The 24,900-nt window shown below is 63.3% G+C and carries 26 protein-coding genes; 4 read left to right on the plus strand and 22 right to left on the minus strand.

Annotation, left to right across the window (positions count from 1 at the left end; genetic code table 11):
- Positions 1-120: 120 nt before the first annotated feature.
- Entirely contained in the window at positions 121-1,188 is a 1,068-nt protein-coding gene (hemE, locus tag BBG20_RS02490; protein WP_065899950.1) for a uroporphyrinogen decarboxylase, read from the plus strand.
- A 104-nt stretch (positions 1,189-1,292) separates the two neighbouring features.
- Here the strand turns inward: hemE and BBG20_RS02495 are convergent, their stop codons facing one another.
- The gene (locus BBG20_RS02495; protein ID WP_207200701.1) at positions 1,293-2,519 is read right to left on the minus strand and encodes an MFS transporter; all 1,227 of its coding nucleotides are present in this window, start codon (positions 2,517-2,519) and stop codon (positions 1,293-1,295) included.
- Between the two features lie 172 nt (positions 2,520-2,691).
- On the opposite strand from BBG20_RS02495, the gene BBG20_RS02500 reads away from it, so the two are divergent.
- Both BBG20_RS02500 and BBG20_RS32270 read left to right on the plus strand, forming a co-directional pair.
- A complete protein-coding gene (locus BBG20_RS02500) occupies positions 2,692-3,585 on the plus strand; it encodes a LysR family transcriptional regulator (protein ID WP_065899951.1) in 894 nt (297 codons plus the stop codon).
- A gap of 1,410 nt (positions 3,586-4,995) precedes the next feature.
- Positions 4,996-5,406, plus strand: a complete 411-nt coding sequence (locus BBG20_RS32270; protein ID WP_141697259.1) for a hypothetical protein — start codon at positions 4,996-4,998, stop codon at positions 5,404-5,406.
- Between the two features lie 81 nt (positions 5,407-5,487).
- Here the strand turns inward: BBG20_RS32270 and BBG20_RS02515 are convergent, their stop codons facing one another.
- The 20 genes from BBG20_RS02515 to BBG20_RS02610 form a co-directional block, all read right to left on the minus strand.
- Positions 5,488-5,904, minus strand: coding sequence for a hypothetical protein (locus BBG20_RS02515; RefSeq protein ID WP_065899956.1), 417 nt, complete (start codon positions 5,902-5,904; stop codon positions 5,488-5,490).
- Between the two features lie 25 nt (positions 5,905-5,929).
- The gene (locus BBG20_RS02520; RefSeq protein ID WP_065899958.1) at positions 5,930-7,156 is read right to left on the minus strand and encodes a beta-ketoacyl-ACP synthase; all 1,227 of its coding nucleotides are present in this window, start codon (positions 7,154-7,156) and stop codon (positions 5,930-5,932) included.
- On the minus strand, positions 7,156-7,884 hold the full coding sequence (fabG, locus tag BBG20_RS02525) for a 3-oxoacyl-ACP reductase FabG (protein WP_065899959.1): 729 nt from the start codon (positions 7,882-7,884) through the stop codon (positions 7,156-7,158). Before fabG ends, BBG20_RS02520 begins: the two co-directional genes overlap by 1 nt.
- Positions 7,881-8,342: an ApeP family dehydratase gene (locus BBG20_RS02530; protein ID WP_065899961.1), complete on the minus strand. Its 462-nt coding sequence runs from the start codon at positions 8,340-8,342 to the stop codon at positions 7,881-7,883. The genes fabG and BBG20_RS02530 overlap by 4 nt, the downstream gene beginning before the upstream one ends.
- On the minus strand, positions 8,339-9,505 hold the full coding sequence (locus BBG20_RS02535; RefSeq protein ID WP_065899963.1) for a beta-ketoacyl-[acyl-carrier-protein] synthase family protein: 1,167 nt from the start codon (positions 9,503-9,505) through the stop codon (positions 8,339-8,341). The genes BBG20_RS02530 and BBG20_RS02535 overlap by 4 nt, the downstream gene beginning before the upstream one ends.
- Positions 9,502-9,984 (minus strand): hypothetical protein, encoded by a 483-nt coding sequence (locus BBG20_RS02540; RefSeq protein ID WP_065899965.1) that lies wholly within the window; start codon positions 9,982-9,984, stop codon positions 9,502-9,504. The genes BBG20_RS02535 and BBG20_RS02540 overlap by 4 nt, the downstream gene beginning before the upstream one ends.
- On the minus strand, positions 9,981-10,715 hold the full coding sequence (locus BBG20_RS02545) for a class I SAM-dependent methyltransferase (RefSeq protein ID WP_065899966.1): 735 nt from the start codon (positions 10,713-10,715) through the stop codon (positions 9,981-9,983). The genes BBG20_RS02540 and BBG20_RS02545 overlap by 4 nt, the downstream gene beginning before the upstream one ends.
- A complete protein-coding gene (locus tag BBG20_RS02550; protein ID WP_065899968.1) occupies positions 10,712-11,959 on the minus strand; it encodes an NAD(P)/FAD-dependent oxidoreductase in 1,248 nt (415 codons plus the stop codon). The genes BBG20_RS02545 and BBG20_RS02550 overlap by 4 nt, the downstream gene beginning before the upstream one ends.
- A gap of 33 nt (positions 11,960-11,992) precedes the next feature.
- Positions 11,993-14,308, minus strand: a complete 2,316-nt coding sequence (locus BBG20_RS02555) for an MMPL family transporter (protein ID WP_065900204.1) — start codon at positions 14,306-14,308, stop codon at positions 11,993-11,995.
- On the minus strand, positions 14,298-14,981 hold the full coding sequence (locus BBG20_RS02560) for an outer membrane lipoprotein carrier protein LolA (protein ID WP_065899970.1): 684 nt from the start codon (positions 14,979-14,981) through the stop codon (positions 14,298-14,300). The genes BBG20_RS02555 and BBG20_RS02560 overlap by 11 nt, the downstream gene beginning before the upstream one ends.
- A complete protein-coding gene (locus BBG20_RS02565; protein WP_065899971.1) occupies positions 14,975-15,403 on the minus strand; it encodes an acyl-CoA thioesterase in 429 nt (142 codons plus the stop codon). The genes BBG20_RS02560 and BBG20_RS02565 overlap by 7 nt, the downstream gene beginning before the upstream one ends.
- Positions 15,396-16,937, minus strand: coding sequence for an HAL/PAL/TAL family ammonia-lyase (locus BBG20_RS02570; protein ID WP_065899973.1), 1,542 nt, complete (start codon positions 16,935-16,937; stop codon positions 15,396-15,398). Before BBG20_RS02570 ends, BBG20_RS02565 begins: the two co-directional genes overlap by 8 nt.
- Positions 16,921-17,856, minus strand: a complete 936-nt coding sequence (locus BBG20_RS02575) for an LpxL/LpxP family acyltransferase (RefSeq protein ID WP_065899974.1) — start codon at positions 17,854-17,856, stop codon at positions 16,921-16,923. Before BBG20_RS02575 ends, BBG20_RS02570 begins: the two co-directional genes overlap by 17 nt.
- Positions 17,853-18,587 (minus strand): glycosyltransferase family 2 protein, encoded by a 735-nt coding sequence (locus tag BBG20_RS02580; RefSeq protein WP_065899976.1) that lies wholly within the window; start codon positions 18,585-18,587, stop codon positions 17,853-17,855. Before BBG20_RS02580 ends, BBG20_RS02575 begins: the two co-directional genes overlap by 4 nt.
- A 314-nt stretch (positions 18,588-18,901) precedes the next feature.
- Positions 18,902-20,572, minus strand: a complete 1,671-nt coding sequence (locus tag BBG20_RS02585) for an acyl-CoA synthetase family protein (protein ID WP_065899978.1) — start codon at positions 20,570-20,572, stop codon at positions 18,902-18,904.
- Positions 20,569-21,114 carry a COG4648 family protein gene (locus tag BBG20_RS02590; protein ID WP_065899980.1) on the minus strand — a complete coding sequence of 182 codons (546 nt, stop codon included), beginning with the start codon at positions 21,112-21,114 and terminating at the stop codon, positions 20,569-20,571. The genes BBG20_RS02585 and BBG20_RS02590 overlap by 4 nt, the downstream gene beginning before the upstream one ends.
- Positions 21,111-21,365 carry an acyl carrier protein gene (locus BBG20_RS02595; RefSeq protein ID WP_016979215.1) on the minus strand — a complete coding sequence of 85 codons (255 nt, stop codon included), beginning with the start codon at positions 21,363-21,365 and terminating at the stop codon, positions 21,111-21,113. The genes BBG20_RS02590 and BBG20_RS02595 overlap by 4 nt, the downstream gene beginning before the upstream one ends.
- 9 nt (positions 21,366-21,374) lie before the next feature.
- Positions 21,375-21,644 (minus strand): phosphopantetheine-binding protein, encoded by a 270-nt coding sequence (locus BBG20_RS02600; protein ID WP_065899982.1) that lies wholly within the window; start codon positions 21,642-21,644, stop codon positions 21,375-21,377.
- Entirely contained in the window at positions 21,622-22,434 is an 813-nt protein-coding gene (locus BBG20_RS02605) for a lysophospholipid acyltransferase family protein (RefSeq protein ID WP_065899984.1), read from the minus strand. The genes BBG20_RS02600 and BBG20_RS02605 overlap by 23 nt, the downstream gene beginning before the upstream one ends.
- Positions 22,410-23,129 (minus strand): beta-ketoacyl synthase chain length factor, encoded by a 720-nt coding sequence (locus tag BBG20_RS02610; RefSeq protein WP_065899986.1) that lies wholly within the window; start codon positions 23,127-23,129, stop codon positions 22,410-22,412. The genes BBG20_RS02605 and BBG20_RS02610 overlap by 25 nt, the downstream gene beginning before the upstream one ends.
- Positions 23,130-23,465: 336 nt before the next feature.
- Between BBG20_RS02610 and BBG20_RS02615 the strand changes: the two genes are divergently transcribed.
- Positions 23,466-24,236 carry a ParA family protein gene (locus BBG20_RS02615; protein WP_065899988.1) on the plus strand — a complete coding sequence of 257 codons (771 nt, stop codon included), beginning with the start codon at positions 23,466-23,468 and terminating at the stop codon, positions 24,234-24,236.
- Between the two features lie 155 nt (positions 24,237-24,391).
- On the opposite strand, the gene trxC is transcribed toward BBG20_RS02615, so the two are convergent.
- Positions 24,392-24,826, minus strand: coding sequence for a thioredoxin TrxC (gene trxC / locus BBG20_RS02620; protein ID WP_065899990.1), 435 nt, complete (start codon positions 24,824-24,826; stop codon positions 24,392-24,394).
- Positions 24,827-24,900 lie beyond the last annotated feature (74 nt).

A 24,900-nucleotide genomic window follows, 5' to 3' on the forward strand; every position in this document is an offset into this window, starting at 1 on the left:
TTGAAACTTGGCGCTGCTTTTATGCGACAAATTGACCCGATAGACAAAAGGCACGGCGCATTCCGTGCCTTTTGCGTCGCGCTCTGAGAAAATGCCCGCACTTTTTTTGCGGATGCCGACATGACTGCCCTCAAGAACGACCGTTTCCTTCGTGCCCTGCTCAAGCAACCCGTGGACGTCACCCCTGTGTGGATGATGCGCCAGGCCGGTCGCTACTTGCCGGAATACCGCGCCAGTCGCGCCAACGCCGGCGATTTCATGAGCCTGTGCATGAATCCTGCGTTCGCCTGCGAAGTCACCATGCAGCCGCTGGACCGCTACCCACAACTGGACGCGGCCATCCTCTTTTCCGACATCCTCACCATCCCCGACGCCATGGGCCAAGGCCTGTATTTTGAAACCGGCGAAGGCCCGCGCTTCAAGAAAGTCGTCAGCACCCTGGCCGATATCGAAGCCCTGCCGATCCCTGATCCGCACAAGGACCTTGGCTATGTGATGGACGCCGTCAGCACCATCCGCCGCGAGCTGAATGGCCGCGTGCCGCTGATCGGCTTCTCCGGCAGCCCATGGACCTTGGCTACCTACATGGTCGAAGGCGGCTCGTCGAAAGACTTCCGCAAGACCAAGGCCATGCTCTACGACAACCCGCAGGCCATGCACCTGCTGCTGGACAAGCTGGCGCAGTCGGTCACCTCCTACCTCAACGGCCAGATCATGGCCGGTGCCCAGGCAGTGCAGATTTTCGATACCTGGGGCGGCAACCTGTCGGCCGCGGCGTATCAGGAATTCTCCCTGGCCTATATGCGCAAAATCGTCAGCGGCCTGATCCGCGAACACGAAGGCCGTAAAGTGCCGGTCATCATGTTCACCAAGGGCGGCGGCCTGTGGCTCGAAAGCATCGCCGATGCCGGTGCCGATGCATTGGGCCTGGACTGGACCTGCGACCTGGGCGATGCCCGTCGTCGCGTCGGCAACCAGGTTGCCCTGCAAGGCAACATGGACCCGACCGTGCTGTACGCCAAGCCGGAAGCGATCCGCACCGAAGTCGGACGCATCCTGGCCAGCTATGGCAAGGGCACCGGTCACGTGTTCAACCTCGGTCATGGCATCACCCCGGAAGTGAACCCGGAGCACGCTGGTGCGTTCCTGCAGGCGGTGCACGAACTGTCCGCGCAATACCACAACTAACACGCAAAACAACTGTGGGAGCGGGCTTGCTCGCGAATGCGGTGTATCAACTGACACTGCGCATTCGCGAGCAAGCCCGCTCCCACATTTAAAGCAGGACCGTATCAGGCTTTCACATTCCCCAGCGGCGGCAACTTCGCCAGCTTCAGCGCCACCAGCAACGCCCCAATCAACAGCGCGACGATAAACGCCCCAATCCCGTTCCACCCGGCAAAGTGCCAGAAGAACCCGCCCGCCGTACCGGCGATACTCGACCCCACGTAATAGCAGAACAAGTACAGCGACGACGCCTGCCCCTTGGCCTTGACGGCGCGACGGCCGATCCAGCTGCTGGCCACCGAGTGGGCGCCGAAGAAGCCGAAGGTAAAGATCAGCATGCCCGGCACCACCAGCCACAGCGGGGTGAACAGGGTCAGCGCCATGCCGGCGAGCATCAGCACGATCGTGCCCCACAGCACGCGACGGCGGCCGAGGCGGTCGGCCAGGGAGCCGATTTTCGCCGAGCTGTAGATGCCCGAGAGGTACACCAGCGACAGCAGGCCGACCACGGCCTGGCTCAGTTCGTAGGGCGAGGCCAGCAAGCGATAGCCGATGTAGTTGAACATCGTCACGAACGCGCCCATCAGCAGGAACGCCTCAAGGAACAACCACGGCAGGCCCGCGTCCTTGAAGTGCATGACAAAACCATCCACCAGGTTGCGCGGCTTGAGGCTGCTGGCGCGGAAGTTGCGCGATTCGGGAAGGATCTTCCAGAACACGGTGGCGGCGATCAACGCCAGTGCGCCGATGATCAGCATCGCGGTGTGCCAACTGACGAAGTCGATCAACACGCCGATGATCAGGCGCCCGCTCATGCCGCCAATCGCGTTGCCACCGATGTACAGGCCCATTGCCAGGCCGATGTGCTGCGGATGGATCTCTTCGCTCAGGTAGGTCATTGCCACGGCGGCCAGGCCGCTCAGCGACAGGCCTACCAGCGCGCGCATCAGCAGGATGCCCTCCCAGGTTGGCATCAGGCCACTGGCGATGGTCGCCAGCGCCGCACAGAACAGCGCGGACACCATCACCGGCTTGCGTCCCAGCCGGTCGGAAATCGGCCCGGTGATCAGCAAGCCGCACGCCAGCATCGCCGTCGCCACCGAGAGAATCAGGCTGCTTTGCGCGGCATTGATGGAAAACTCGTGGGACAACGCCGGCATCATCGGCTGCACGCAATACAACAGGGCAAAGGTGGCAAACCCGCCGGAAAACAGCGCCAGCACCGTGCGCATGAACATCGGCGTGCCTTTTTCGATGTACTCGTCGTTGAGCTGCGCCACCACCTCATCCAAGGCGGTGGGTGGGACTTCTTGCGCGAAGGGAGCAACAGCAGATTTCACGGGGACCTCGGGGAGGAAGAGCGTGCCAGGACTGGCAATGCTGAAAAGAATATAGCTGGCTAATGATTCTTTCCAATATATTGTTCGACCTGTTTGATAGCTTTAACGACCTAATGAGGCTTGCATGGAATTGCGTCACTTGCGGTATTTCATCGCCGTTGCCGAAGAACTGCATTTTGGCCGCGCCGCGCAGGTGCTGGGCATCTCGCAACCGCCCTTGAGCCAGCAGATCCAGGCGCTGGAGCAGGAGGTGGGCGCGCGTTTGTTCGAACGTACCAATCGTCGGGTCGAGCTGAGTGAGGCTGGTCGACTGTTCCTGCAGGAGGCGCGCCTGGTGCTGGCGCAGGTCGACAAGGCGGCGGACGTCGCGCGTCGGGCTCAATTGGGAGAGCTGGGGGAACTGAAGATCGGCTTCACCTCGTCGGCGCCCTTCAACTCCAGCATCCCCCAGGCGATCTTTGCCTTTCGCGAGGCGTTCCCGGCCGTGCACTTGAACCTGCAGGAAATGAGCAGCACCGAGGTGGCCGAGTCGCTGGTGGATGAGTCGATCCAGGTCGGGCTGATGCGTCCGCTGCCGTTGCCGGATTCACTGAGTGTGGTCGAGCTGATGCGCGAGCCGCTGGTGGCCGTATTGAACGCCGGTCACCCGTTGGTGCACGGCAGCGAACGAGGATTGCACCTGGCGCAACTGGCGCAGGAGCCGTTCGTGTTTTTCCCGCGCACTTACGGCAGTGGCCTGTATGCGCAATTGCTCAACCTGGCGCGTGATGCCGGCTTCAGCCCGCACTTCGCCCAGGAGGCAGGCGAAGCGATGACCATCATCGGCCTGGTAGCGGCGGGGTTGGGCGTGTCGGTGTTGCCGGCGTCGTACCAGCGCATCCGCATTGATGGGGTGGTGTATCGCACGCTGCTGGACCAGGAGGCGGTAACGGCGGTGTGGCTGGTGCAGCGCAAGGGCGTACAGACGCCGATGGCGAAGGCGTTCGTGGAGTTGTTGACGCGTAAGGCGGCGATCTAGGCATGCATTGAAATGTGGCGCTTGGTGGGTCAGATCCCTGACTTGAAGCGGGTTTCAGAGTCGCTTTTTCCAGAGGGGCGATTCGTCGTTCTCGTATGGGAAAGCTGGAACCCTTTTTGTGCGAATGGCCACTGATCCTGCCGAAGGCTTCGTATTGAAATATTCGATGTGGGAGGTTCGTATGATCGCTGGTAATCGAAGCGCTGAGCTTGGCTGGTTGTTGTGGCGGCTTGGAATGCCGGGTGCAGCCGTTGACACCATTACGGGTCCGCCGATTGGGAGTCCAGTAACCCGTTCAGGTCAAGGCGGTGGCGGGGCCCAGCAGCGCGTTGGCGGCAACGCGCACGGTGAGGGGCAACGCCCTATAGGCTATGGGCCACCGGGGCACACGGCCGCAGGCATTCATCCGTACGAGGCGGCTCCACGCCAAGGAACCGGCCCAGGCCGAAGTGGTGTTAGGGGGCAGCCGCAGCACCAGGGGCCCAATACGGGAAGCCAGGCGCACCGGGGCAATGCTCGGGGGAATACGGGTGCAGACGTTCGCCCGAACCCGTCGGCCCCACACCAAGGAACCGGCCCAGGCCATGGTGCTGTTGGGGGGCAGCCGCATTGTCAGGGGCCCAATACGGCAGGCCAGACGCAACGAGGAAGCGGTCGGGGGAATACAGGTGCAGGCGTTCGCCCGAACGCGGCAGTGCCAGGCCAAGGTGGCGGTGCGGGGCAGCAACGTCAGGCGCAAAATACGCCAGGCCAAGGGCAGCGGAGCAATGTTCGGGGAAATCCGGGTCCAGGCAACCAGCCGAACCAGGCCCCTGTTCGCCAGGGAACTGGCCCGGTCCAAAATGGCGTCGGGGCGCAGCGGCATTGTCAGGGGCCAACTACGACAGGCCCGAATCAACCAGGCAACCCTGCGGGGAATACCGGTGCAGGCCTTCGCCCGAACGCGGCAGATGCTGGCCAGGGCAACACACCTCAGGCCGTCACGATTAACTATAACGTTAATATAAATATTGGTCAGTTAAGCATCAATACCAATACCGGCAGCAACAGTATGAATGGCAGTAATTTTGGTAACTATGGGAGCAATGGCAACAGTGGCAGCAATAGTCACTATGACAATCAGGGCGACAACGGCAATAACGGCAATCGCCTGGCTGCGCTCCTGCCTGGCAGTGATAGCGGTCGTCGTATAGCCGTTTGAAGGTTCTGTTTCAGTTGCAGGTTATGTGTGGGGTCTGACGAGGTGCCTAAATGGCGAAGGCACGTCTGTCACTGTGTGCGCCGTGTTTGTAGTGTGCCGATAGTTTGTTTTTTTTCAGCATTGTGGAACTGTTATTTTCTCATTGCAATTAAGGGGTGGGTCGGCGTGCCGGCTCATCATAAATTTTTCTACCAAACGTGAGGTGTTAGATGGTTTCTACAGGTCGGGCAGCCCAGGCGGCCTATGCGGTGTACGGTCCCTCTTCGGGGTCGGGTAACCATGGTAATTATGGGAATAACGAAAACATCGGGGTGAACTCGCGTTATGAGAATCACGGCAACAATGGCAATAATGATAACCGTGGGATAATTGGCGCGAGTGGTAACTACGGGAACTATGGGAATAATGCCAATAGCGGCAATCATAGTGCCTATGTCAACCAAGGTCATAACGGTAATAATAAAAATATTAACGCCGTCGGTGATCACGGCAATTACGGTAACTATGGCAATAATGGTAATGCCGGCGCTGATAGCCGCTACGTCAATAGCGGGCACAACGGCAATAGCGGCAACAGTATTCAGATCAGCCAGGAAGGCGGCGGTAATATCAGTTATTAAGGGAACTGTCTTTATCAATGAACCCTGCCGGGGGGCGGCAGGGCCTTGCTGCTCATTAACCCGCTCTGCGGGTTACGTCACTCATGGCGTCGCCGGTTCTGCCACGGTCATGCCATTGGCGCGCAATGCCGCCATGATGTCGCGATCAAGCATGCTCACCCAGCGGTTGTAGTTGCGATGGATCTTGCCGTCCTTGTAGCCCAGGTCGCGGCTGTCGCGGTAGGTGATGGTGTAGCTGTTGCGGGTGTAGCGGATGTCGATCGCTGCGTAGTACTGGTTGCGCACGTTGATCTCGGCCTGTACCAGTTGCGGGCTCAGGCGTTGCACCGTCCACTCGCGCTTTTGCAGGGCGTTGATGATCACCGTTTTCATTTTTTCTTCGCTGACCTGGTTGGCAACCGGCAGCTCGTGCTGGGTGTTGAGGATCGGCTTGCTGGTGCAGCCGGCGGTGGTCAACAGGGCCAGGGTGATCAGGGTGGCGCGTAGCAAGGAAGACATTCCGTTTTCTCCAATCGATTAAAAGTCAGGACCAGCGGCGGAAAATCAGCGATGTGTTGACGCCGCCAAAGGCAAAGTTGTTGTTCATCACGTAGTCGTGATGCATCTCGCGAAACTCACCCTGCAGGTAATCCAGCTCGCCGCATTGCGGGTCGATGGCGTCCAGGTTGAAGGTGTGCACGTACTGGTCGCGGTTCATCATCTCGATGCTGAACCACGATTCCAGCGCACCACAGGCGCCCAGCGTGTGGCCCAGGAAGCTCTTCTGCGAACTGATGGGCATGCGGCTGCCGAACAGGCTGCTGGTCGCCAGCGTCTCGGCGATGTCGCCTTGATCGGTGGCGGTGCCGTGGCCGTTGACGTAGCCGATCGCGCCAGGCTCGAGCCCGGCATCTTCCAGCGCCAGTTCCATGGCGCGGCGCATGGTTTTCTGTTCCGGGCGGGTGGTGTGCTGGCCGTCGGCATTGCTGCCGAAGCCGACGATCTCGGCGTGGATATGCGCCCCTCGCGCCAACGCATGTTCGAGTTCTTCGAGCACCAGCATGCCGCCGCCCTCGCCGATCACCAGGCCATCGCGGCCAGTGTCGTAAGGGCGGGGGCTGGTCTGCGGCGCATCGTTTTTCAGGCTGGTGGCGTAGAGCGCGTCAAACACCATGGCTTCGGTCGGGCACAACTCCTCGGCGCCGCCGGCGAGCATCAGCGGCAAGCGCCCGAACTTGATCGCCTCGTAGGCATAGCCGATGCCCTGGCTGCCGCTGGTGCAGGCGCTGGACGTAGGGATCAGCCGCCCGGTCAGGCCAAAGAAGATGCTGATATTCGCCGCCGTGGTGTGCGGCATCATGCGCACGTAGGAGTTTGCATTCAGGCCCTCGGCCACCGAGTTCAGCAGCATATTGCCGAACGCCTTGATCTCGTCGGTGCTGCCGGTGGACGAGCCGCAGGCCACGCCCATGCGCCCGTCCTTGATCGACTCGTCGCCGAGCAGGCCGGCATCCTGCAACGCCTGCTCCGCCGCCCACACCGCCAGGCGCGAGACGCGGCCCATGCTGCGTAGTTGCTTGCGCGTCCAGTGGCTGGGCACGACGAAGTTGTCGATCGGCCCGGCCAGGCGCGTGTTCAGTTCGGTAAAACGGTCCCACTCGTCCATGCGCCGGATGCCGCTGCGGTTGGCGCGAAAGTTGGCCGCGATGGTTTCCCAATCGCTGCCCAGGGAGGTCATGCCGGCCATGCCGGTGACGACAACGCGTTTCATCAGCACAGGCCTCCGTTCACGGCCAACACCTGGCGCGTGATATAGCCGGCTTCGGCCGACATGAGGAAATTCACCGCGCCGGCGACTTCTTCCGGGGTGCCCATGCGCTGCGCCGGGATCATTTTCATCAGTTCTTCCACCGGTACGTTTTCATCCAGCATGGCCGTGTCGATCAGGCCGGGGGCGACGCAGTTGACGGTGATCTTGCGCTTGCCCAGCTCGATGGCCAGCGCCTTGGCTGCGCCGATCAGGCCGGCCTTGGAGGCACTGTAGTTGACCTGGCCACGGTTGCCGATCAGCCCGGACACCGAGGTAATGCACACGATACGCCCGGCCGCACGGCGCCGAATCATCGGCATCATCACCGGGTGCAGCACGTTATAGAAACCGTCGAGGTTGGTGCGCATCACCACGTCCCAATCGTCTTCCGACAGGGCCGGGAAGGCGCCATCGCGGGTCAGGCCGGCATTCAGCACCACACCGTAATAGGCGCCATGTTGCTCCACGTCCGCCTCGAGGATTGCCTTGCAGCGCGCGCGATCCGCCACGTCGAACTGCAGCACCCGTGCGTTGCGGCCCAGCGCCTCGACCTCGGCCTTCACGGCATCGGCTTCGGCACGGCCACTGCGGCAATGCAGCACGATGTCGTGCCCGGCCTGGGCCAGGCGCAGCGCGATGGCGCGGCCAATGCCGCGGCTGGAGCCGGTGACCAGTACGGATTCAGTCATGGCGTTTCGTCCTTCGATTCTTCTAAATAGTTGGCCGCCTGTGGCGGTCGAAATACGTTGAGGCGGGCGCTGGCCTGGATACCGTCACCGGTCAGGTGGCATTCGAACACACCCATGCCGTTGTCGTCTTCCAGCGAGCGCAGGCCGTGGATCGTCAGCTCGGCGCCTGCCGGGAAGTGTTCCACGTTGCACTCGAACTTGCGCGTGCCAAGCAAAAAGCCCAGCTCCACGGCGGCGCCTTTCTGGCGCGCGCGGCAACCGGCATAGGCGGCGACGCTTTGCGCCATCAGCTCGATGCCGATCCAGGCCGGCAGGCTGCCGTCCGGGCGATTGAACAGGCCGCCGGGCTTGACGGTCGTGCGGGTGCGAACCTGCTCTTCATCGAACGACAGCACCTGGTCGATCAGGATCATGTCGCCCGCGTGGGGCAGCAGTTCGGCGAGTGGCCAATCGATCATGGTGCCTCTGCGATAATCAGGCTGACATTATTGCCACCGAAGGCAAACGAGTTGCTCATCAGGCAGCGTTTTTCCAAGCGGGCACCGGGCCGTACCCAGTGCAACGCGGGCAGCGCCGGATCGGCCTGGCCGTCCCACACGTGCGGTGGCAGTTGGTTGTGGGTCAGGCTCAGCCAGCAGAACGCCGCTTCCAGCGCGCCCGCAGCACCCAGGGTGTGGCCGCTCATGGGTTTGGTCGACGAGCAGGCCACGCCGGCGGGGAACAGGCTGGCGACTGCCAGGCTTTCCATCGCGTCATTATGCTGGGTGGCCGTGCCGTGCAGGTTCAAGTAGCCGATCTGTTCGGGGGCCAGTTTCGCGCTGGCCAAGGCCTTGCGCATCGCTTGCCAAGCGCCTTTGCCGCTGGGCTCCGGCGCCGAGATATGGTGCGCGTCGCAACTCGCGCCGCTGCCCAGCAAGGCAATCGGCGACGGCTGCCTGCTCATCAGAAACAACACCGCCGCCTCGCCGATGTTGATGCCGTTGCGGTTTCGCGAAAACGGATTGCAGCGCTGGTCCGACACCGCCTCGAGCGAGCTGAACCCATTGAGAGTGAGCTTGCACAAGCTATCGACGCCGCCGCAGATCACTGCATCGCACACGCCCAGGTCCAGCAGGCGCTGGGCGCTCATCAGCGCGCGGGCGCTGGAGGTGCATGCAGTGGAAATCACATAGGCCGGGCCGCTCGTTTGCAGCCAGTCGGCGAGGAAGTTTGCCGGCGCGCTGAGCTCCTGTTGCTGGTAGTCATAGTCGACGGGGAACTGGTTATCGCGCAGGTAATGGGCAATGCCGCGACTGGCCTCATCGATCCCCGAGGTGCTCGTGCCCAGCACAATGGCGACACGTGCCGCGCCGTAGCGCTGGATCGCCTGGCGAATCTCGCCCTCGATCTGCAGCGCCGCCTCCAGCAGCAGCTGGTTGTTGCGGCTGCTCTGCTGGCCCAGCTCGGGTGGGATGGTCGCCAGCTCGCCGTGCACACCGGCCACCGGCAGCACTCGCTCCGGGACCCAGCCGCTTTCGGCGCGCATGCCCGAACAGTCACCGGCGAACAGGCTGCGGCTGACCTCGGCCTGGCCGCGGCCCAGCGCGCAGATCACACCGAGTGCATTGAGATAGGCGGTCATCGCGCGACTCCCAGCGGCGTAATGCGATAGCTCAACGGCTGCCCGCTGATGTTCACGCGAAATACCTCGGACGACTGATACACGATTTGCCAATGGCCCGGCAGGGTGCGCGTCAGGTCCATCGCCTGCGCGTCGGGGTACAGCGCGCGCAGGTCGTCCGCCGAAGCCAGGGCAAACAGCAGGGCGGCGAACAGCTCGCGCGCCTGGGGATTGGGCGGCAACAAGCCATCGGCCTGCCACTGCCCATTGATCAGTATCTGCCGGGCCTGGGGGATACCCAGGGGATCCATCATCGACCAGCGAATGCCGCCGTCCTCGCGCTGGATCACCAGCAGCCAATCCTGGCGCTGGGCACCTTCCTGGCGCTGCACATGCAATTGCATCGGCAGGGTCAGGGTGGGCATTTTTCCGGGCAGTGGCGCCTGGCTGGCGCAGGCGCTCAGCAGCAACAGGCAGCCGATCAGCAGCAGGCGCATCATGCGGTTGCACCCGCCAGGGGTTTGCGCGCGACGCAATTGACCAGGGTTTCTTCGCGCTGGCCCACCGGCGGCGCCTTGCGCAGGCCCCAGCGTTCCAGCAGGCCGAAATCGCTGGAACGGCTCCACCAGAGGTAGGGGTACGAGACGTTCTGCGCGCCGAACTCAAAGCCCTGCTCGCGCAGCATCTGCAGGTACTCTTCGGCGCTCTTCTGCACGTGCATCGGGTGGCGGAACAGCCAGCGGATCACCCAGGTGTCGATATACGCTTCGGTGGATTCGGCAAACAGCAGGTAGCCGCCCGGCTTGAGCACGCGGTAGAACTCTTTCAGCGCGCGATGTTGTTCCACCAGATGGTGGAACGTCTGATGGCAGAACAGGATATCGACGCTGGCGTCCGGCACTTCGAGGGTGGCGCAGTCGCTGCCGATCAGCTCCACGGCGAGGCCCTGGCGCGTGGCTTCCTCGCGGCTCAGTTGGAGGCTGTGAGGATCGGCATCCAGGCCGATCAGGCGCGAGGGGGCAAACACTTGCTGCAGCAGCTTGAAGGATTTGCCCTGGCCGCAACCGGCGTCGAGCAAGACCGGCGCCTGGGGCAATGCCTCGCTGAACAGGCCGCGCAGGTCGTTGATCGCCACGCGCAGCACATGGTGCTGCCAGGTGTGGCTGCGCAGGAACCAGAAACCGAACCTGGTTTCCTCGACGTAATTCTTACTCAGGTACTGACTGCTCACGCGGCATCCCCTGCACAAATCTCCGATAACATCCGCAACCGCCGCTTGGGCTCGCTGACAAACGGGTTGCGCTCATCCCAGGCATAGCCGGCGAGGATCGAGCTGATCATCCGGCGAATCTCCGGCGAGCTGCCGGGATGGAAAATCACATCCTGGAACGTGCCCGCATACCAACCTTCGACGTAGCAGCGGAAGGTGTCGACACCCCGCTTGAGCGGTTCGGCGAATTCGCTTTGCCAGTCCACTGTTTCGCCGCTCAGCTGACGATGCAACAAACCGGCGGCCATGCTCGCCGAGCGCATGGCGATGGTCACGCCGGACGAAAACACCGGGTCGAGGAATTCTGCGGCGTTGCCCAGCAGCGCGAAGCCCGGGCCGTGCAAGGTTTTGACGTTGGCCGAGTAGCCGCCGATGGTGCGCGCGGGGGTATCCCACACGGCGTTGTGCAGCACGCCGGACAGGCTTGGGGTTTCGTCGATAAAACCGCGCAGGCAGGCGTCGAGGTCCGCGTCGCGGCCGTCGAAATGCTCCTTCGCCGCGACCACGCCGACCGAGCAGCGGCCATTGCTGAACGGGATGGTCCAGAACCAGATATCGCGCTGTGTCGGATGGGTGGTCACCAGGATCTTGGTGCGATCAAACCCAGGATGTTCGATGCGGTCTTCGACGTGGGTGAACACCGCCTGGCGCAACGGGAAATTCGACGGTGCCTCAAGGTCGAGCAAGCGCGGCAAGACACGGCCGTAGCCGCTGGCGTCGAGCACGAACCTGGCCTTGAGATGGTATTCGCTGCCGTTCTCGCGGCGCACGTGCAGGTAGCGCGATTCGCCTTTGAAATCCACGCCAACGATGGTTTCGCCGTAGCGAATATCGACGCCCTGCAGCGCCGCCTGATCGGCCAGCAATTTGTCGAACTCGCCGCGTTGCACCTGGAAGGTGGTCGGTTTGCCGTTGCTGAAGGTGTCGCCGAAATCGAATGCGCTGTAGCGCTCGCCCCAGGCGAACGCAGCGCCGGTTTTCACCTGGAAGCCCGCGGCCTGCACGGCGTCGAGCATGCCGGCTTCTTCGATGAAGTCGATGCAGTGCGACAGCAGGCTTTCGCCGATCGAGAACCGTGGGAAGTGCTGGCGCTCGATGATCAATACATCATGCCCCTTGCGCTTTAACAGCGCGGCGGCGATGGCACCGGATGGACCGGCACCGATCACCACCACCTGGCGACGTTCCATTTCAACTGTGGGCACGAGGGCTCCTTGCCGCATTGGCGATAATCACATTCATGAGGCGTGCTTCTGGTGGCCCGCCCAGGGCGCCAGCATAAAGCTGAACGCCAGGCCCAGGCTGACCGACAGGCCGAAATTACTCACCGCCGGGGTACTCGACACCGCCAGCAGGCCGAACGACAACCAGGTCGTCAGCGCTGCCAGCAGCGTGCCTAAAAGGCTGACGGCCGGGCCGCCGATCTGTTCGCGCATCAAAATCGCGTAGTCGACGCTGATGGCCGTGACCAGCAGCAGGCCGAACAGGCTGAACAGGGTCAGCGGCTGGCCCAGCCAACCCAGGCTGGCCAGGCTGCACAGCGCCGCCAGCAAGGGCAGGGCGACGATACGCAAGGCGCCGGCAAAGCCGAATGGCAGGATCAGCAGCAGCACGATCAGCACGCAGGACATCAACTTCAATTCGGCCGCGCTGATCTGCGTATCGGCAAACACGCGGTTCAAGTCGCCCAGGCGATCCACCAGTTGCACACCCGGCAGATCCAGCGCTTGCACCCGCAGCAGCGCCGGGTTGTTCAAGCCTTGCAGGCTGACCATCGCCGCCACGCCGCCGCCGTCGACCTGGCCAAGCCACAAGGTGCGCCAAGGCTCGGCCAGGGGGCCGACGAGTGCGGCGTCGATGTCTTCGGTGGGCAACGCTTGCAGCTGCGCGACTTCGGCTTGCAGGGCAGTGGCGGGCACACCGAGGTCCAGCAGTGGCTGCCAATGTTGCGGGAGTTGGTTCAAGGCGTCGCGCAGTTGTTGCTGCTCGGCCGGCAGGTTGACCAATTGGTTGAGCGCCAGGTACCCCTGGAGCTTGTCCATGTTCACCAGTTGATCCAGGCGCTGGCTCAGGGCGGCCTGGCGTTCCAGCAACTGCTGCTGGTCGTCCGCGCGTACCAGGAAAAACTGGCTGGTGGGCTGGAAACCGGTAATCCGCGCGACGGCCTGTGCCTCTTGCAGCAATTGCGGCGGCGCACCGATCCATTGGCGGATATCGTTCTTGCTGTTCAGGTGCCACAGGCCACCTGCGCAGAACAGCAGCACCATTGCCAGCAACACCGGGCTCGGCACGCGCTTGAGCAAAGAAGCCCGCACCAGCCACAGGCATTCGGCGATGCGCAGCGGCCATTGCGCCGGGCGCAATTCCACACCCTTGAGCAGCGCGGGCAACAGGCACACGGCCGACAGGTAGGCGCCGATCAGCCCGGCGGCGGAGAACACGGCGATCTGGGTCAGTGCCGGGAACGGCGTCCAGGCCAGCGCCAGGTAGCCGATGCAACTGGTGGCGAGGCTCAGGCTCAGCCCCGGCAGGGTGAGCCGCAACGCTGGCCAACTGCGCCAGGGGTTCATGCTCCAGCTCTTCGACAGGTAATGCAGCGGGTAATCCACCGCCACGCCGATCAGGCTGGAGCCCAGTACCAGGGTCATCACATGCATATGGCCGAACAGCGCCACACAGGCCACCGCGCCAAACAGCATGCCCACCAGCACCGGCACAAAGGCCAGCAGCACGCGCCAACGGCGGAACGCCAGCAACAGCAGCAACAGAATACCGACGGTCGCGCCGCCGCCGACCCAGGTGATTTCCCGTGTGGCCTGCTGCTGACCGTTGGCCGCGTAGAGCAGGCCGCTGGCCGCGAGCAATTGCGCGCCTTGCCCGCTGGCCTGTTCGCGACTGGCCTGGAGCAGCGCTGCCACTTGCAGCGGCAGTTTCATGTCAAAGGCATTGCCGGTGGTGCGCGCACGCAGCAGCACCCAGCTTTTGCCGTCGGCATCGGCGATCAACGCGCCGCTGCCGATATCCAGTTGCACCGAACCGTGTTGCGGCTGGCTGTTCTGGATACGCCCGGTCAGGCCCAGCCAGTCATCCTGGCTCGGCACCAGGCTGAAGCCGGTGAAGGGGTCGAACAGCGCCTGCACACGCTGCTGGATAAACGCGCCGGGCTGTTCAATCAGTTGCGCGCGGTCTTTGGCCGAGAGCATCGCCAGCCGCCCGCGCAGCAGTTGCTCGCGCAGCGCGGGCAAGTCGGCTTGCAGGTTCCATTGCACTTTTTCGAACAGGCCGCTGGCCTGCCACTGCTCGCCCAGTTGCTGCGCGACTGCAACGGCTGTCTGCCGATCAGCATGGCCCACCAGCACCAGTATCTCGCGGTTCAGCGGCTCCTGCATGCGCTGTTCGGCCTGCAGTTCCAGGGCGTCCGGCGTGTTGCCCGGCACCAGTTCCATCAGGTTGGCCGACAGCGGGGCGCCGTGACGCCACTGCCAGCCGGCCAGGGCCAGCACGGCCACCAGCAGGATCAGGAACAGGCGGGGCAGCAAGCGTTCACTGGGCAAAGTCGTGTTGCTCCGCATCGCTCAACGGCTGGCTGGCGGTGCTGTCCTGCATGCGCAGCACGGTGCTGTCGCCCTGGGTTTCCAGCAGCTCGATGGTTTGCACCAGCTCGCCGCCGTCGATATTGATCTGGGTGAATACTTGTTTTAACAGCAGCGAGCGTGGGATCAGCGTCAGCTTCCATTGCCGGGCTTCGCCTTGCAACTGCAGCTCGAAGTCGCGTTGCAAGCCGCTGCTGTCGCCCTGCAGCACGGCGAGGAACAGGCGGTTCTGCTCGGCGCCGGCGCTCTTGTTCGGCAGCAGTTGCCAGCCGTTGGCATCACGCCGGGCGATGCCCTGGGCGCTGATGCGGTAGTCCTGTTGCAGCGGGGTTTTCAGCAGCCACAGCAGGCCGTGGTCCTTGGCGAGCACGAAGGTGCCTTTGCTGACCAGCGGCTGCGGCAGGGCGCGCAGGTGTTTTTCCTGGATGAAGCTGCCGTGGATCACCGAGGGTTTTGCCAGTTGAGCGCTGAGTTGTTGCAAGTCGAAAGCATGGGCACTCAGGCTCAGCAACAACCCGAGCCCTGTAGGAGCAAGCTTGCTCGCGAAAAACCTGAGGGCGCTGCGCAGTGTCAGGCGGATCGCATTATCGTTAACGTCCTTCGCGGGCAAGCCCGCTCCCACAGGGGTCAGCATTTGAGGGCCCTTTCGACGGCGTCGGTGAATATTCTGGGTGAGGCCAATTGCATCTCGCGGCTGGCGATTTCAACGGCGACTTGCACGGTGCTGGCGCGGGTCAGGCGCTCGCCGCTGGCAAGGTCGGTGATCAGGTAATTGACCTTCAAGCGGTTCTCCCATTCCACCAGGCTCGCGCGCACATTGATGGTCTGTCCAAAGGTCGCGCCGCGCACGTAGCGCAGCTGCATATCGATCACCGGCCATGCGTAGCCGGATTCGAGCATCGCCGTGTAGTTATGGCCGATCTTGTCCAGCAGCGCGCAACGCGCCACTTCCAGGTACTTGACGTAGTGCCCGTGCCACACCACGTTCATGGTGTCGATGTCGAAAAACGGCACCAGGATTTCGCTGTCGCTGTGCAGCACGCCCTGACTACGCATGCAGCCTCCAGTGTTGCTCGGCAATGCGCTTGAGGCACAGGCGCAGCTCGCCTTCGAGGGCACGGTCCTCGATGACCGGCGGGAAGTCCTTGGCGAGTGCTGCATGCATGGCGGCCAAGGCTGGCGGCAAAGGCCGCGCATCCTCGGCCTGGGCACGCAGCCACACGCCCTGGTTGGCGGCGAGCAGGGTGGCAGCGGCGACCTGTTCGGTCAGTTCCAGCACACGGATCGCATCACGCGCAGCGATGGTGCCCATGCTCACCTTGTCCTGGTTATGGCACTCGGTGGAGCGCGAGAACACGCTGGCCGGCATGGTGTTTTTCAGCGCCTCGGCGGTCCAGGCGCTGGTGCCGATCTGCACCGCCTTGAAGCCGTGGTTGATCATCGCGCGCTCGGCCGGCGCGCCGGACAGGTTGCTCGGCAGGCCATGGTTGTAGCGCACGTCTACCAACAGCGCGAGCTGGCGGTCGAGCAGGTCGGCGACGTTGGCCACCAGGGTCTTGAGGCTGTCCATGGCAAAGGCGATATGCCCGCCGTAGAAGTGCCCGCCGTGCAGCACGCGCTCTTCCTCGGCGTCGATGATCGGGTTGTCGTTGGCGCTGTTCAGTTCGATTTCGATAAACGAGCGCAGCCAGTTCAGGCTGTCGGCCAACACCCCGAGCACATGCGGGGCGCAGCGCAGCGAGTAGCGATCCTGCAGGCGATGCAGCGGCGCGGTCGGTGCATCGATGGCCAGGTCCTTGCGCAACCAGGCGGCGACTTGCATCTGCCCCGGGTGCGGCTTGGCGGCGAACAGGCGCTCGTCGAAGTGCTCCGGGTTGCCTTGCAGCGCCACCACGTTCAGCGCGGTGATGCGCGTCGCCAGTTGCAGCAGGTAGTCGGCCCGGGCGAAGGCCAGGCAGGCGAGGCCGGTCATCACGGCGGTGCCGTTCATCAGCGCCAGGGCCTCCTTGGGACGCAGCACCAGCGGGTCCCAACCCAGTTCGCGATGCACATCGGCAGCCTGGCGCCGCTCGCCACGGAACATGACCTCGCGCTCGCCGGACAGGGTCGCGGCCACGTAGGACAGTGGGGTCAGGTCACCACTGGCGCCGACCGAGCCTTCTTCCGGAATCAGCGGCAGCACATCGTGTTCGAGGAACGCATGCAGGCGCTCGAGCAGTTCCACGCGCACCCCGGAAACCCCATGGCACAGCGACTGCAAGCGCGCCGCCAGCACCGCACGGGTCGCTTGGGCGTCGAGCAACTTGCCCAGACCGCAGCCGTGAAAGGTGTACAGGTGACGCGGCAGCGCCTCGACGTGGTGCAATGGCACCGCCACCACGCAGGAGTCGCCGTAGCCGGTGGTCACGCCGTAGATCACGCCTTCCTTGTCCAGCAGCGAGTCTAAGAACTGCGCGCCCTTGGCGATGCGCTGGCGATAGGCGGCGTCATCCTGCAAATGTGTGGGCACCTGACGGTTGGCCAGGGCCAGCACGTCTTCGATGCGCAGGGGGCGTTCGCCAAAGGTTACCGGCTCAAGATGCGTCGTCATCGGTCTTCCAGAAAGGGTAAAAGTTGAACCATTGTTGGGGCGCTTCCAGGCAGAACTGGCCCAGGCGTGCGGCATAGCGCGCGGTCCACAGGGCGATGACCTGCTCGCGGGTGCTGCGTTTCCATTCGATCAACTGCGCGAACGGCTCGATGGTCAGGTGATAGCGGCCCTGGTGTTTCAGGCACATCAGCAGGTTGACCGGGCATTTCAGCAGGCCGGCCAGCAACCACGGGCCTTGGGGAAAGGCGGCGTCGTGGCCGAGGAAATCCACCCGCACCCTGCGCCCGCCATGCAGCGGCACGCGGTCGCCAGCGATGGCCAGCCACTCGCCGTCGTCCAGGCGCTGGCTGAGCAACAGCATGGTGGCCGGGTCCAGCTCGCTGACCTGGATCAAGCGCAAGTGGGTCGCGCCGGCTTCGCCCAGCAGACGGTTGAAGCGCTCGGCGTGCTTGGTGTGCACCAGCACGTTCATGGTGACCTGCTCGCCGATTTCCGCCAGCGCGCGGCACACTTCAAGGTTGCCCAGGTGCGCGCCCACCAGCATCTGCCCGCGCCCGCCACGCAGTTGCCCGCGCAGTTGCGCCGGGTCGTTGATTTCGATCTGCTCGATACGCAGCTTGCCGTTCCACACGTCGAGCTTGTCCAGCAGCGAGTCGGCAAAGGCCATGAATTGGCCGAAGACCTTTTTATGGGTCGGGCGCAGTTCATCGCGTCCGCTCCACTCGGCCAGGCGCTGCTGGTATTGCCAGGCGCTCTGGCGCGCGGTGCGGCCGAACAGGAAGAAGTACAGCACGATGCCGTACAGCACCGGGCTCAGCAGGCGGCGGCCGAGCACCTTGGCGGCGACGGCTGTGAGTTTCATCAGCCAGAAGCTGCCGCGTTCTTCGCGGTCGGCCCAGTGTTTGCTGCTGTCGCTCATGCCTGCCACCGTCGCCACAGGATCATCGGCGCGCGTACCAACATGCCGAAGAACAACCGGGTGTGCATGGCCGAGATGCGCACGTTGTCGCGGAACAAACGAAAGTGCGACAGGCCGTCGGTGGGGTAATGCACCTGCGTCGGCAGCCAACGCATCGGCTGGTTGCGCCAGGCCAGGCGCACCAGGATGTCGGAGTCGAAGTCCATGCGCGTGCCGATATAGGCCGAGTCCATCAGCGCCAGCGTCGGCGCCAGCGGGTACACGCGAAAGCCGCACATCGAGTCGCGGATCTGCAGCGACAGGGTGTTGATCCACACCCACACGTGGGTCAGGTAGCGCGCGTACAGGCGGCCCTTGGGCACGCTGTCGTCGTATTCGGGATAGCCGCAGATGACCGCGTCAGGGTGCCGGCGCGAGGTGTCGATAAATGTGTCGACTTCACGCAAGTCGTGCTGGCCGTCGGCATCCACTTGCAGGGCATGGCTGAAGCCCAGGCGTGCGGCTTCGCGGAAACCGGCCATGACCGCGCCACCTTTGCCCTGGTTGTTCGGCAGGGTCAGCAGGGTGACGTTTTCGAGGCGTGCCAGCTGCGCCAATACCGCCGCGCAGGCCGGGCTGCTGCCGTCGTCGACCAACAGGCACGGCAGGCCGCTGTCCAACAGGCTGCGGACCACGGCCGGCACGGCGGCTTCATGGTTGTAGACCGGGATCAGGGCGCAGGGGTTATGCATGGCTCACCCAATCGGCTGGTAGCGTGCTTCCTGTGGTGAATGGGTTTTCTGTGGTGAGCAAGCTCCTTGTGGTTAGCAAGCTCCTTGTGGCTGGCGGGCTTGTTGTGGTGAGCGGGCTCCCTGTGGTGAGCGGGCTTGCCCCGCGTTGGGCTGCGAAGCGGCCCCAAAACCAGCCAACTCGGTATGCCTGGAAGACCGCGTCGACCTTATTGGGGCTGCTTCGCAGCCCAACGCGGGGCAAGCCCGCTCGCCACAACAAGCCTGCTTGCCACAAACAGCCTGCTTGCCACGACGAACCTGCTTGCCACAAGAGATTATGCATTTTGCGCCTCCAGCACTATCCGGCCACTGGAACAGGCTGCGACGCCATTGCGGTAAGCGAAGTACAGCTTGGCGCGCTCTGCATCAAAGCGCAGGTGCAGTTCGATACGGTCGCCCGGGCGTATCAGTTGCTGGAACTTGAGCACTTCCATGCCGGCAAAGGTCGTCGGCAGGTCCAGCAGTTGCTGGCCGAGGTTGAAGGCCCATTCCACCTGCACCACACCGGGCAGCACCGGAGTGACCGGAAAGTGGCCGCTGAAGTAAGCCAGGTCCGGCGGTACACTCAGTTGCAGGGTCCATTCGCCATGCGCTTTGACCTGCTCCAGCACTTCCGGGGCTTTTGGCCGTGGCGCCAGCAGCAGTGCTTCGACGTCGGCCTGCGGGAGCTTGCCCTGGCTGTTCAGCGGCAATTGGCGCAGCAGGCGCCAGCGCCGCGGCAGGGCCAGGGCTTCGCAATGCTGGCTGAGGTGCTGGCGCAGGGTTTGGGTGACGGTGCGCCGGCCCTGATTGCGCAGGGCGTGCAGGCCTTCGGCGCTCAACACCACCAACGCGCCGAGGGACGCGCGGTTTTCCTGTACCACGCCCAGGCGGGTTTCGGCGACCCAGGCGTGGGCCATCAGCGCCTGTTCGAGCATCGGCAGGGAGATGCGTTTTTCTTCCAGCTTGACGATGCGGTCCAGGCGACCCAGCAGCTCGAAACGGCCATCTGGATGGATTCGGGCAGCGTCAGCAGTCTGTTCAATATGCCCGGCGGGCAGGTAAGGCGAGGCGATACGCAGCGCGCCGTCGGCGTCCTGGCTCAGTTGCACGTCGGCGAATGGCTGCCAGGGTTGCGCGCCCTGGCGCCAGGCGATGCCGCCGGTCTCGGAGCTGCCGAGGATTTCCGTCGGCCATTGCTGCAGGCGCTCGTAAAGACGGGTGGCCGCCTCGAGGGGCAAGGCGCCGCCGGACGAGAACACCCTCGCCACCTGGCTCAGTGCCGGCCAGTCGAGGTTGTCGCCCATGCGCTTGAGCAGCGCCGGGCTGGCGACCCAGGCAAAGTGCGGGTGCTCGCGGCTGGCGCGCTGCAGGTCTTCGGGGAATGCCAGTTGCTTGCGCACAAAAGTGCGACCGGCGCACAGCGGCCATAGCACACGGAATAGCAAGCCGTAGATATGCTGGGTGGCGACGCTGCCGATGATGCACGCGTCTTTCACGTCCGCGCCCCACAAGGCCTCCAGCGCCTGGACTTCATTGGCCAACTGACGCAGGGTCTTGTCGATGCGCTTGGGCTCGCCGCTGGAGCCGGAGGTGCACAGGCTCACTTGGCAGGCGTCCAGGTCGAGGGCAGCAGGGCTCAAGGGCGACTGATACAGCGCGTCGAGGTCGGCAGCTTCCACCAGCCAGGCGTCGACGGCCGCGTCCCAGCGTTGGCGGGTCTGGGGTTGCAGGTCGGCGGGCAGCAGCACGCTGACCCCGGCACGCCAGGCGCCCAGCAGGGCAATCGCCAGTACGCCGGCGTCTTCCAGGTGCACGGCCAGGCGCTGGATGCCACGCGCCTGCAGGCCTGCGGCCAGGCTCAGGGCGTGTTCCCACAGTTCAGCGTGATTCATCGCAGGTTCGGTGGTGACCAAACGCTGTTGCAGCGGCTCGAGCAACAGGTGCTCAAGTTTCAACCCTTTCATACGCGGCCTCGAACCCTTTGTCGTACCAGCCATTCCACGGCAAACAACAGCCCCATCAGCCCGTAGGCGATCAGGCCGTTGTACAACGTCCACCAACTCAGCGGCGCCCACAGGGTGAGCGCGGCGGCGAGCAGGCCATTACACAGAAAAAACACACTCCACACCACGGTGACCTGGCGCGTATACACAATCGCGTGGGGGGGCAGCTGCGGGTCGGTCATGCGCGCCAGGCGCTCGACCATCGGCGGGCCATATTTCAGGCTCAGGCCGAACAGCGCGAGCATGAACGCGCTGACCAGGCTCGGGTACCAGCGCAGCAGGTGCGGGTTGTCGAACCAGGCCAGCAACAGGCAAAACACGATCACGGCCACCGCCATCCAGCGGCTGCCGGGGCGCCGCGCACCGGTCAGCGCGCGCAACAGCCACAAACTGCCGAGCAGCAGGCCGAATTGCCACGGCGCGAAGTGCTCGGTGCCGTAATACACCGCAAAAGGGTACAGCAGCCCCGCCAGCAACAGGCCAAGGCCGATCAGCCGGCTCATGCGGCCGGCGTGACCAGACGGTACACCGCCTCTACCACGTCGTTGACGGTACGCACGGCCTTGAACTCTTCGGCAGCGATCTTCTTGCCGGTCTGGCGCTTGATATGGTCGATCAGGTCGACGGCGTCGATGCTGTCGATCTCCAGGTCCTGGTACAGGTTGGCGTCAAGAGTGACGCGCTCAGGCGGCAGTTCAAACAGTTCCACCAAGGCATCGCGCAGGGTGTTGAAAATATCGTCACGAGTTTGCATGGTCCGGTCTCAAGCTGCCTGTCTGGCCGTGACGAACGCCGCGAGGCTCGCCACGTTGGTGAAGTGATTGCGGGTGTCCTTGGCGTCGGCATCGATTTTGATACCGTACTTTTTCTGGATCGCCAGGCCCAATTCCAGGGCGTCGACCGAATCCAGGCCCAGGCCTTCGCCGAACAGGGTTTGTTCGCTGCCGATGTCGTCGGCGCTGATGTCTTCCAGGCCCAGGGCCTCGATGATCAGCGTCTTTATGTCGTGCTCAAGGCGGTGTTGGTCGCTCATCTTCGGCGAGCTCCTTAATAAAATAGTGGTGCAGGTAATCGTTGAGCTTGCGTGAAGCCTGGGGCGCAGGCCCCAATGCCGCGAAGGCCTGTGGTTCTATATCGGCACCCACCCGCAAACTGAAGTGCACGCGGCATTTTGGGATGCGATACCAGGGTTCGGCCTTGGTCAGGGTGGTGGGGCTGACCTTGATCACCACGGGGGTGATGATTGTCGCACCGCGCAGCGCAATGGCGGCGCCCCCGCGATGAAAGGCAGGCGCCGCGCCGGGTGTGGTGCGGGTGCCTTCCGGAAAGATGATCAGGGTTTGCCCGGCCTGCAGCGCGCCGGCGGCGGCATCGAGCATCTCGGCGCTGCCGTCGTTGCTGATATAACCCGCGTCGCGCACCGGTCCACGGGTGAACGGGTTTTGCCACAGGCTTTGCTTGACCACACAGTTGGCCTGGCGCACCAGGCCGATCAGGAACACCACATCGATCAGCGACGGGTGGTTGGCGATGATCATCTGGCCCGGGCGGCCGAGCTTTTCCGCGCCTTCGACACTGAAGGTCAGCACCCCGGCGCGTTGCATCAGGCGGATAAAGAACCAGAACAGCCAACTGATGGTGTGACGGGCGCGGCGCCGGTGTTGGGTGGCGTCGCCCGGCAGGCAGCTGAGCAGGGGGAACACCAGCAAACGCAGGCACAGCCCGCCGAAACCGAACAGCACGAAGCTGGCTGCGGTGGCGATCAGGCGCCAGTAGTAGGCGTCCCGGGGTTTGTCGGTCAAGGCTTGCGTTGCCAGTTCCATACGCGGTTCTTCCAGGCATGTTGGCAGGCGACCTGGTCGGTGAGCAGGGTGCGCAGCAGGTTCAGGGCGTGAGGCCACTGGGTTTGAGTGGGTTGGACAGTGCCGGGGCTGAGTTCCAACTGCCACTCGTCGCCGGGCGTCAGCAGCAGGCCGAGGGCGTAGGGAAAAGGCACGTCGTGGATCCAACTGGCGTAGGCCTCGGGCGGCTGTTCTTCGGTGATCACCAGCAAGACCGCCGAGGCGCCCTCGTTGAGTAGCGCGGCGGCTTCGAGCATGCCGTGCTCCAGGCCATCACCGGCGGCTGCCAGGGCGGTCATTTCGCTGGTTTCATTACGCAGGATCGACCACAGGCCAATCACCGCGTTATGCACCGACAGGCTGAACTGGGTCGGCGACAGTGGCTGGTCGTTGGCCAGGTCAGTGAGGATATCGAGGGTGCGCGGGGTCTCGCCGTGCCGGGAAATAAACACCAGGGGCAAGTCCTGCAGGCCTTCGGCCAGTGGCCAGCCCACGCTGAAGGCCATGCGCGCCAAGCGGCTCAGGCGCCGGCGCTGCATGGCCGGCAGGAATGACACGTCGGGGCAGGCTTCGCTTTCGGGCAGCAACACCGGATTCCGGCACCAGGCGTGCCAGTCGTCCGCGCTCTCCAGGCCAGGGGCCCAGGCGCGCCATTGGGCGATGTTGAAAGTGATCACTGAGAAGATATCCCGCCCCTGCGGGCTTCCATGTGCGGCCGTTGGCCCCGAATACCGGGACAGGGAGCAGTAGCCGAATGGCGCGCATTATCCCGTTGCCGTGGGGTTCTAGCAAACTTTGGTAAAGATTTGTGCACAGCTGATTACAAATTAGTGGAGGAGATTTACATATTGTCGGTTACCGAAGGTCGGCTTGGTTGTCGGACCATTCCTGATTCTTCGTGTGTGACGTACTACATGCCGACTTTAATGCAGCAGTGCATGGATGAACGAGGTAGCTAACAGGCGCTTTTGCCCTCTACACTCGGACATTCATTGATACACGGAGGTTTTTCCATGCGGCGTGTGGTGTTCAATCAGAAAGGCGGCGTTGGCAAGTCCAGCATCGCCTGCAACCTGGCGGCGGTCAGCGCCAGTGAAGGCTATCGAACCCTGTTGGTGGACCTCGATGCACAAGCCAACTCAACCCAGTACCTCACCGGGCTGACGGGCGACGATATCCCCATGGGGATCGCGGATTTTTTCAAGCAAACCCTGTCATCCGGGCCGTTTTCCAAGAAAAACCAGGTCGATATCTACGAAACGCCATTCGACAACCTGCACGTCATCACCGCGACTGCTGAACTGGCGGACCTGCAGCCCAAGCTCGAGGCCAAGCACAAGATCAACAAGCTGCGAAAGCTACTGGACGAATTGAGCGAAGATTACGACCGGATCTACCTGGATACCCCGCCGGCCCTGAATTTCTATGCGGTTTCGGCGCTGATTGCCGCCGATCGTGTGCTGATCCCTTTCGATTGCGACAGCTTCTCGCGCCAGGCGTTGTATGGACTGCTGGCGGAAATCGAAGAATTGAAGGAAGACCACAACGAAGGCCTGGAAGTGGAAGGTATCGTGGTCAATCAGTTCCAGGCGCGGGCGAGCTTGCCGCAGCAGATGCTCGACGAGTTGATCGCCGAAGGCCTGCCGGTGCTGCCGGTGTACCTGGCCAGCTCGGTGCGCATGCGCGAGTCGCACCAGGAGAGCAAGCCACTGATCCACTTGGACCCGCGGCACAAGCTGACGCAGCAATTTGTGGAGCTGCACAACCTGCTGGAAAACGCCTGATCTGACAGGCAACGCTGACCTTAATGTGAAATGCAATCAGTGTGGGAGCTGGCTTGCCTGCGATGGCATCGCCTCGGTGTATCAGACAGACCGAATCGCCTGCATCGCAGGCAAGCCAGCTCCCACATTTGATAGGTGTTGTTCTCAGGGGGGAGTTATACGCCCTGGCTGCGTAACCACGCCATCAACTGCTGCAACGGAAACGCCCCACTCTGGCGCGCCACCTCGCGGCCGTTCTTGAACAGAATCAAACTCGGGATCGACCGAATCCCCAACTGCGCTGACAGTTGCTGATTGGCCTCGCTGTCCAGCTTGGCCAATCGGCACTTGCCCGCCAGCTGCCCAGCCGCTTGCTCAAACACCGGCGCGAACGACTTGCACGGCCCACACCATTCAGCCCAGACATCCACCAGCAACGGCAAATCGCCTTTGATCTGGCTGGTGTAGTCACCTTGTTTCAGCTCGAACGGCGTGTTCAGCAAAACCGGCTGCTTGCAGCGCCCGCATTTTGGCGCATCGCCCAGGCGTTCGCCGGGGATGCGGTTGAGGCCGTTGCAATGGGGGCACGGGATTACGAGAGGTTCGGACATGGTGGGCTCCTGGAATGACCAATAGGTTCTATGTGGAGCCGGGGCAGATAGTTATCAAGGTTGTAGTGAGCGGG

Origin of the sequence: Pseudomonas aylmerensis, assembly GCF_001702265.1 — a bacterium.
In the GTDB taxonomy this organism is placed as follows: domain Bacteria; phylum Pseudomonadota; class Gammaproteobacteria; order Pseudomonadales; family Pseudomonadaceae; genus Aquipseudomonas; species Aquipseudomonas aylmerensis.

What these genes read in the sequence shown, in the direction of transcription:
- hemE (WP_065899950.1), top strand. Translation starts at nt 121, where the DNA reads ATGACTGCCCTCAAGAACGACCGTTTCCTTCGTGCCCTGCTCAAGCAA.
- BBG20_RS02500 (WP_065899951.1), top strand. Translation starts at nt 2,692, where the DNA reads ATGGAATTGCGTCACTTGCGGTATTTCATCGCCGTTGCCGAAGAACTG.
- BBG20_RS32270 (WP_141697259.1), top strand. Translation starts at nt 4,996, where the DNA reads ATGGTTTCTACAGGTCGGGCAGCCCAGGCGGCCTATGCGGTGTACGGT.
- BBG20_RS02515 (WP_065899956.1), bottom strand. Translation starts at nt 5,904, where the DNA reads ATGTCTTCCTTGCTACGCGCCACCCTGATCACCCTGGCCCTGTTGACC.
- BBG20_RS02520 (WP_065899958.1), bottom strand. Translation starts at nt 7,156, where the DNA reads ATGAAACGCGTTGTCGTCACCGGCATGGCCGGCATGACCTCCCTGGGC.
- fabG (WP_065899959.1), bottom strand. Translation starts at nt 7,884, where the DNA reads ATGACTGAATCCGTACTGGTCACCGGCTCCAGCCGCGGCATTGGCCGC.
- BBG20_RS02530 (WP_065899961.1), bottom strand. Translation starts at nt 8,342, where the DNA reads ATGATCGATTGGCCACTCGCCGAACTGCTGCCCCACGCGGGCGACATG.
- BBG20_RS02535 (WP_065899963.1), bottom strand. Translation starts at nt 9,505, where the DNA reads ATGACCGCCTATCTCAATGCACTCGGTGTGATCTGCGCGCTGGGCCGC.
- BBG20_RS02540 (WP_065899965.1), bottom strand. Translation starts at nt 9,984, where the DNA reads ATGATGCGCCTGCTGCTGATCGGCTGCCTGTTGCTGCTGAGCGCCTGC.
- BBG20_RS02560 (WP_065899970.1), bottom strand. Translation starts at nt 14,981, where the DNA reads ATGCTGACCCCTGTGGGAGCGGGCTTGCCCGCGAAGGACGTTAACGAT.
- BBG20_RS02565 (WP_065899971.1), bottom strand. Translation starts at nt 15,403, where the DNA reads ATGCGTAGTCAGGGCGTGCTGCACAGCGACAGCGAAATCCTGGTGCCG.
- BBG20_RS02570 (WP_065899973.1), bottom strand. Translation starts at nt 16,937, where the DNA reads ATGACGACGCATCTTGAGCCGGTAACCTTTGGCGAACGCCCCCTGCGC.
- BBG20_RS02575 (WP_065899974.1), bottom strand. Translation starts at nt 17,856, where the DNA reads ATGAGCGACAGCAGCAAACACTGGGCCGACCGCGAAGAACGCGGCAGC.
- BBG20_RS02580 (WP_065899976.1), bottom strand. Translation starts at nt 18,587, where the DNA reads ATGCATAACCCCTGCGCCCTGATCCCGGTCTACAACCATGAAGCCGCC.
- BBG20_RS02585 (WP_065899978.1), bottom strand. Translation starts at nt 20,572, where the DNA reads ATGAAAGGGTTGAAACTTGAGCACCTGTTGCTCGAGCCGCTGCAACAG.
- BBG20_RS02590 (WP_065899980.1), bottom strand. Translation starts at nt 21,114, where the DNA reads ATGAGCCGGCTGATCGGCCTTGGCCTGTTGCTGGCGGGGCTGCTGTAC.
- BBG20_RS02595 (WP_016979215.1), bottom strand. Translation starts at nt 21,365, where the DNA reads ATGCAAACTCGTGACGATATTTTCAACACCCTGCGCGATGCCTTGGTG.
- BBG20_RS02600 (WP_065899982.1), bottom strand. Translation starts at nt 21,644, where the DNA reads ATGAGCGACCAACACCGCCTTGAGCACGACATAAAGACGCTGATCATC.
- BBG20_RS02605 (WP_065899984.1), bottom strand. Translation starts at nt 22,434, where the DNA reads ATGGAACTGGCAACGCAAGCCTTGACCGACAAACCCCGGGACGCCTAC.
- BBG20_RS02615 (WP_065899988.1), top strand. Translation starts at nt 23,466, where the DNA reads ATGCGGCGTGTGGTGTTCAATCAGAAAGGCGGCGTTGGCAAGTCCAGC.
- trxC (WP_065899990.1), bottom strand. Translation starts at nt 24,826, where the DNA reads ATGTCCGAACCTCTCGTAATCCCGTGCCCCCATTGCAACGGCCTCAAC.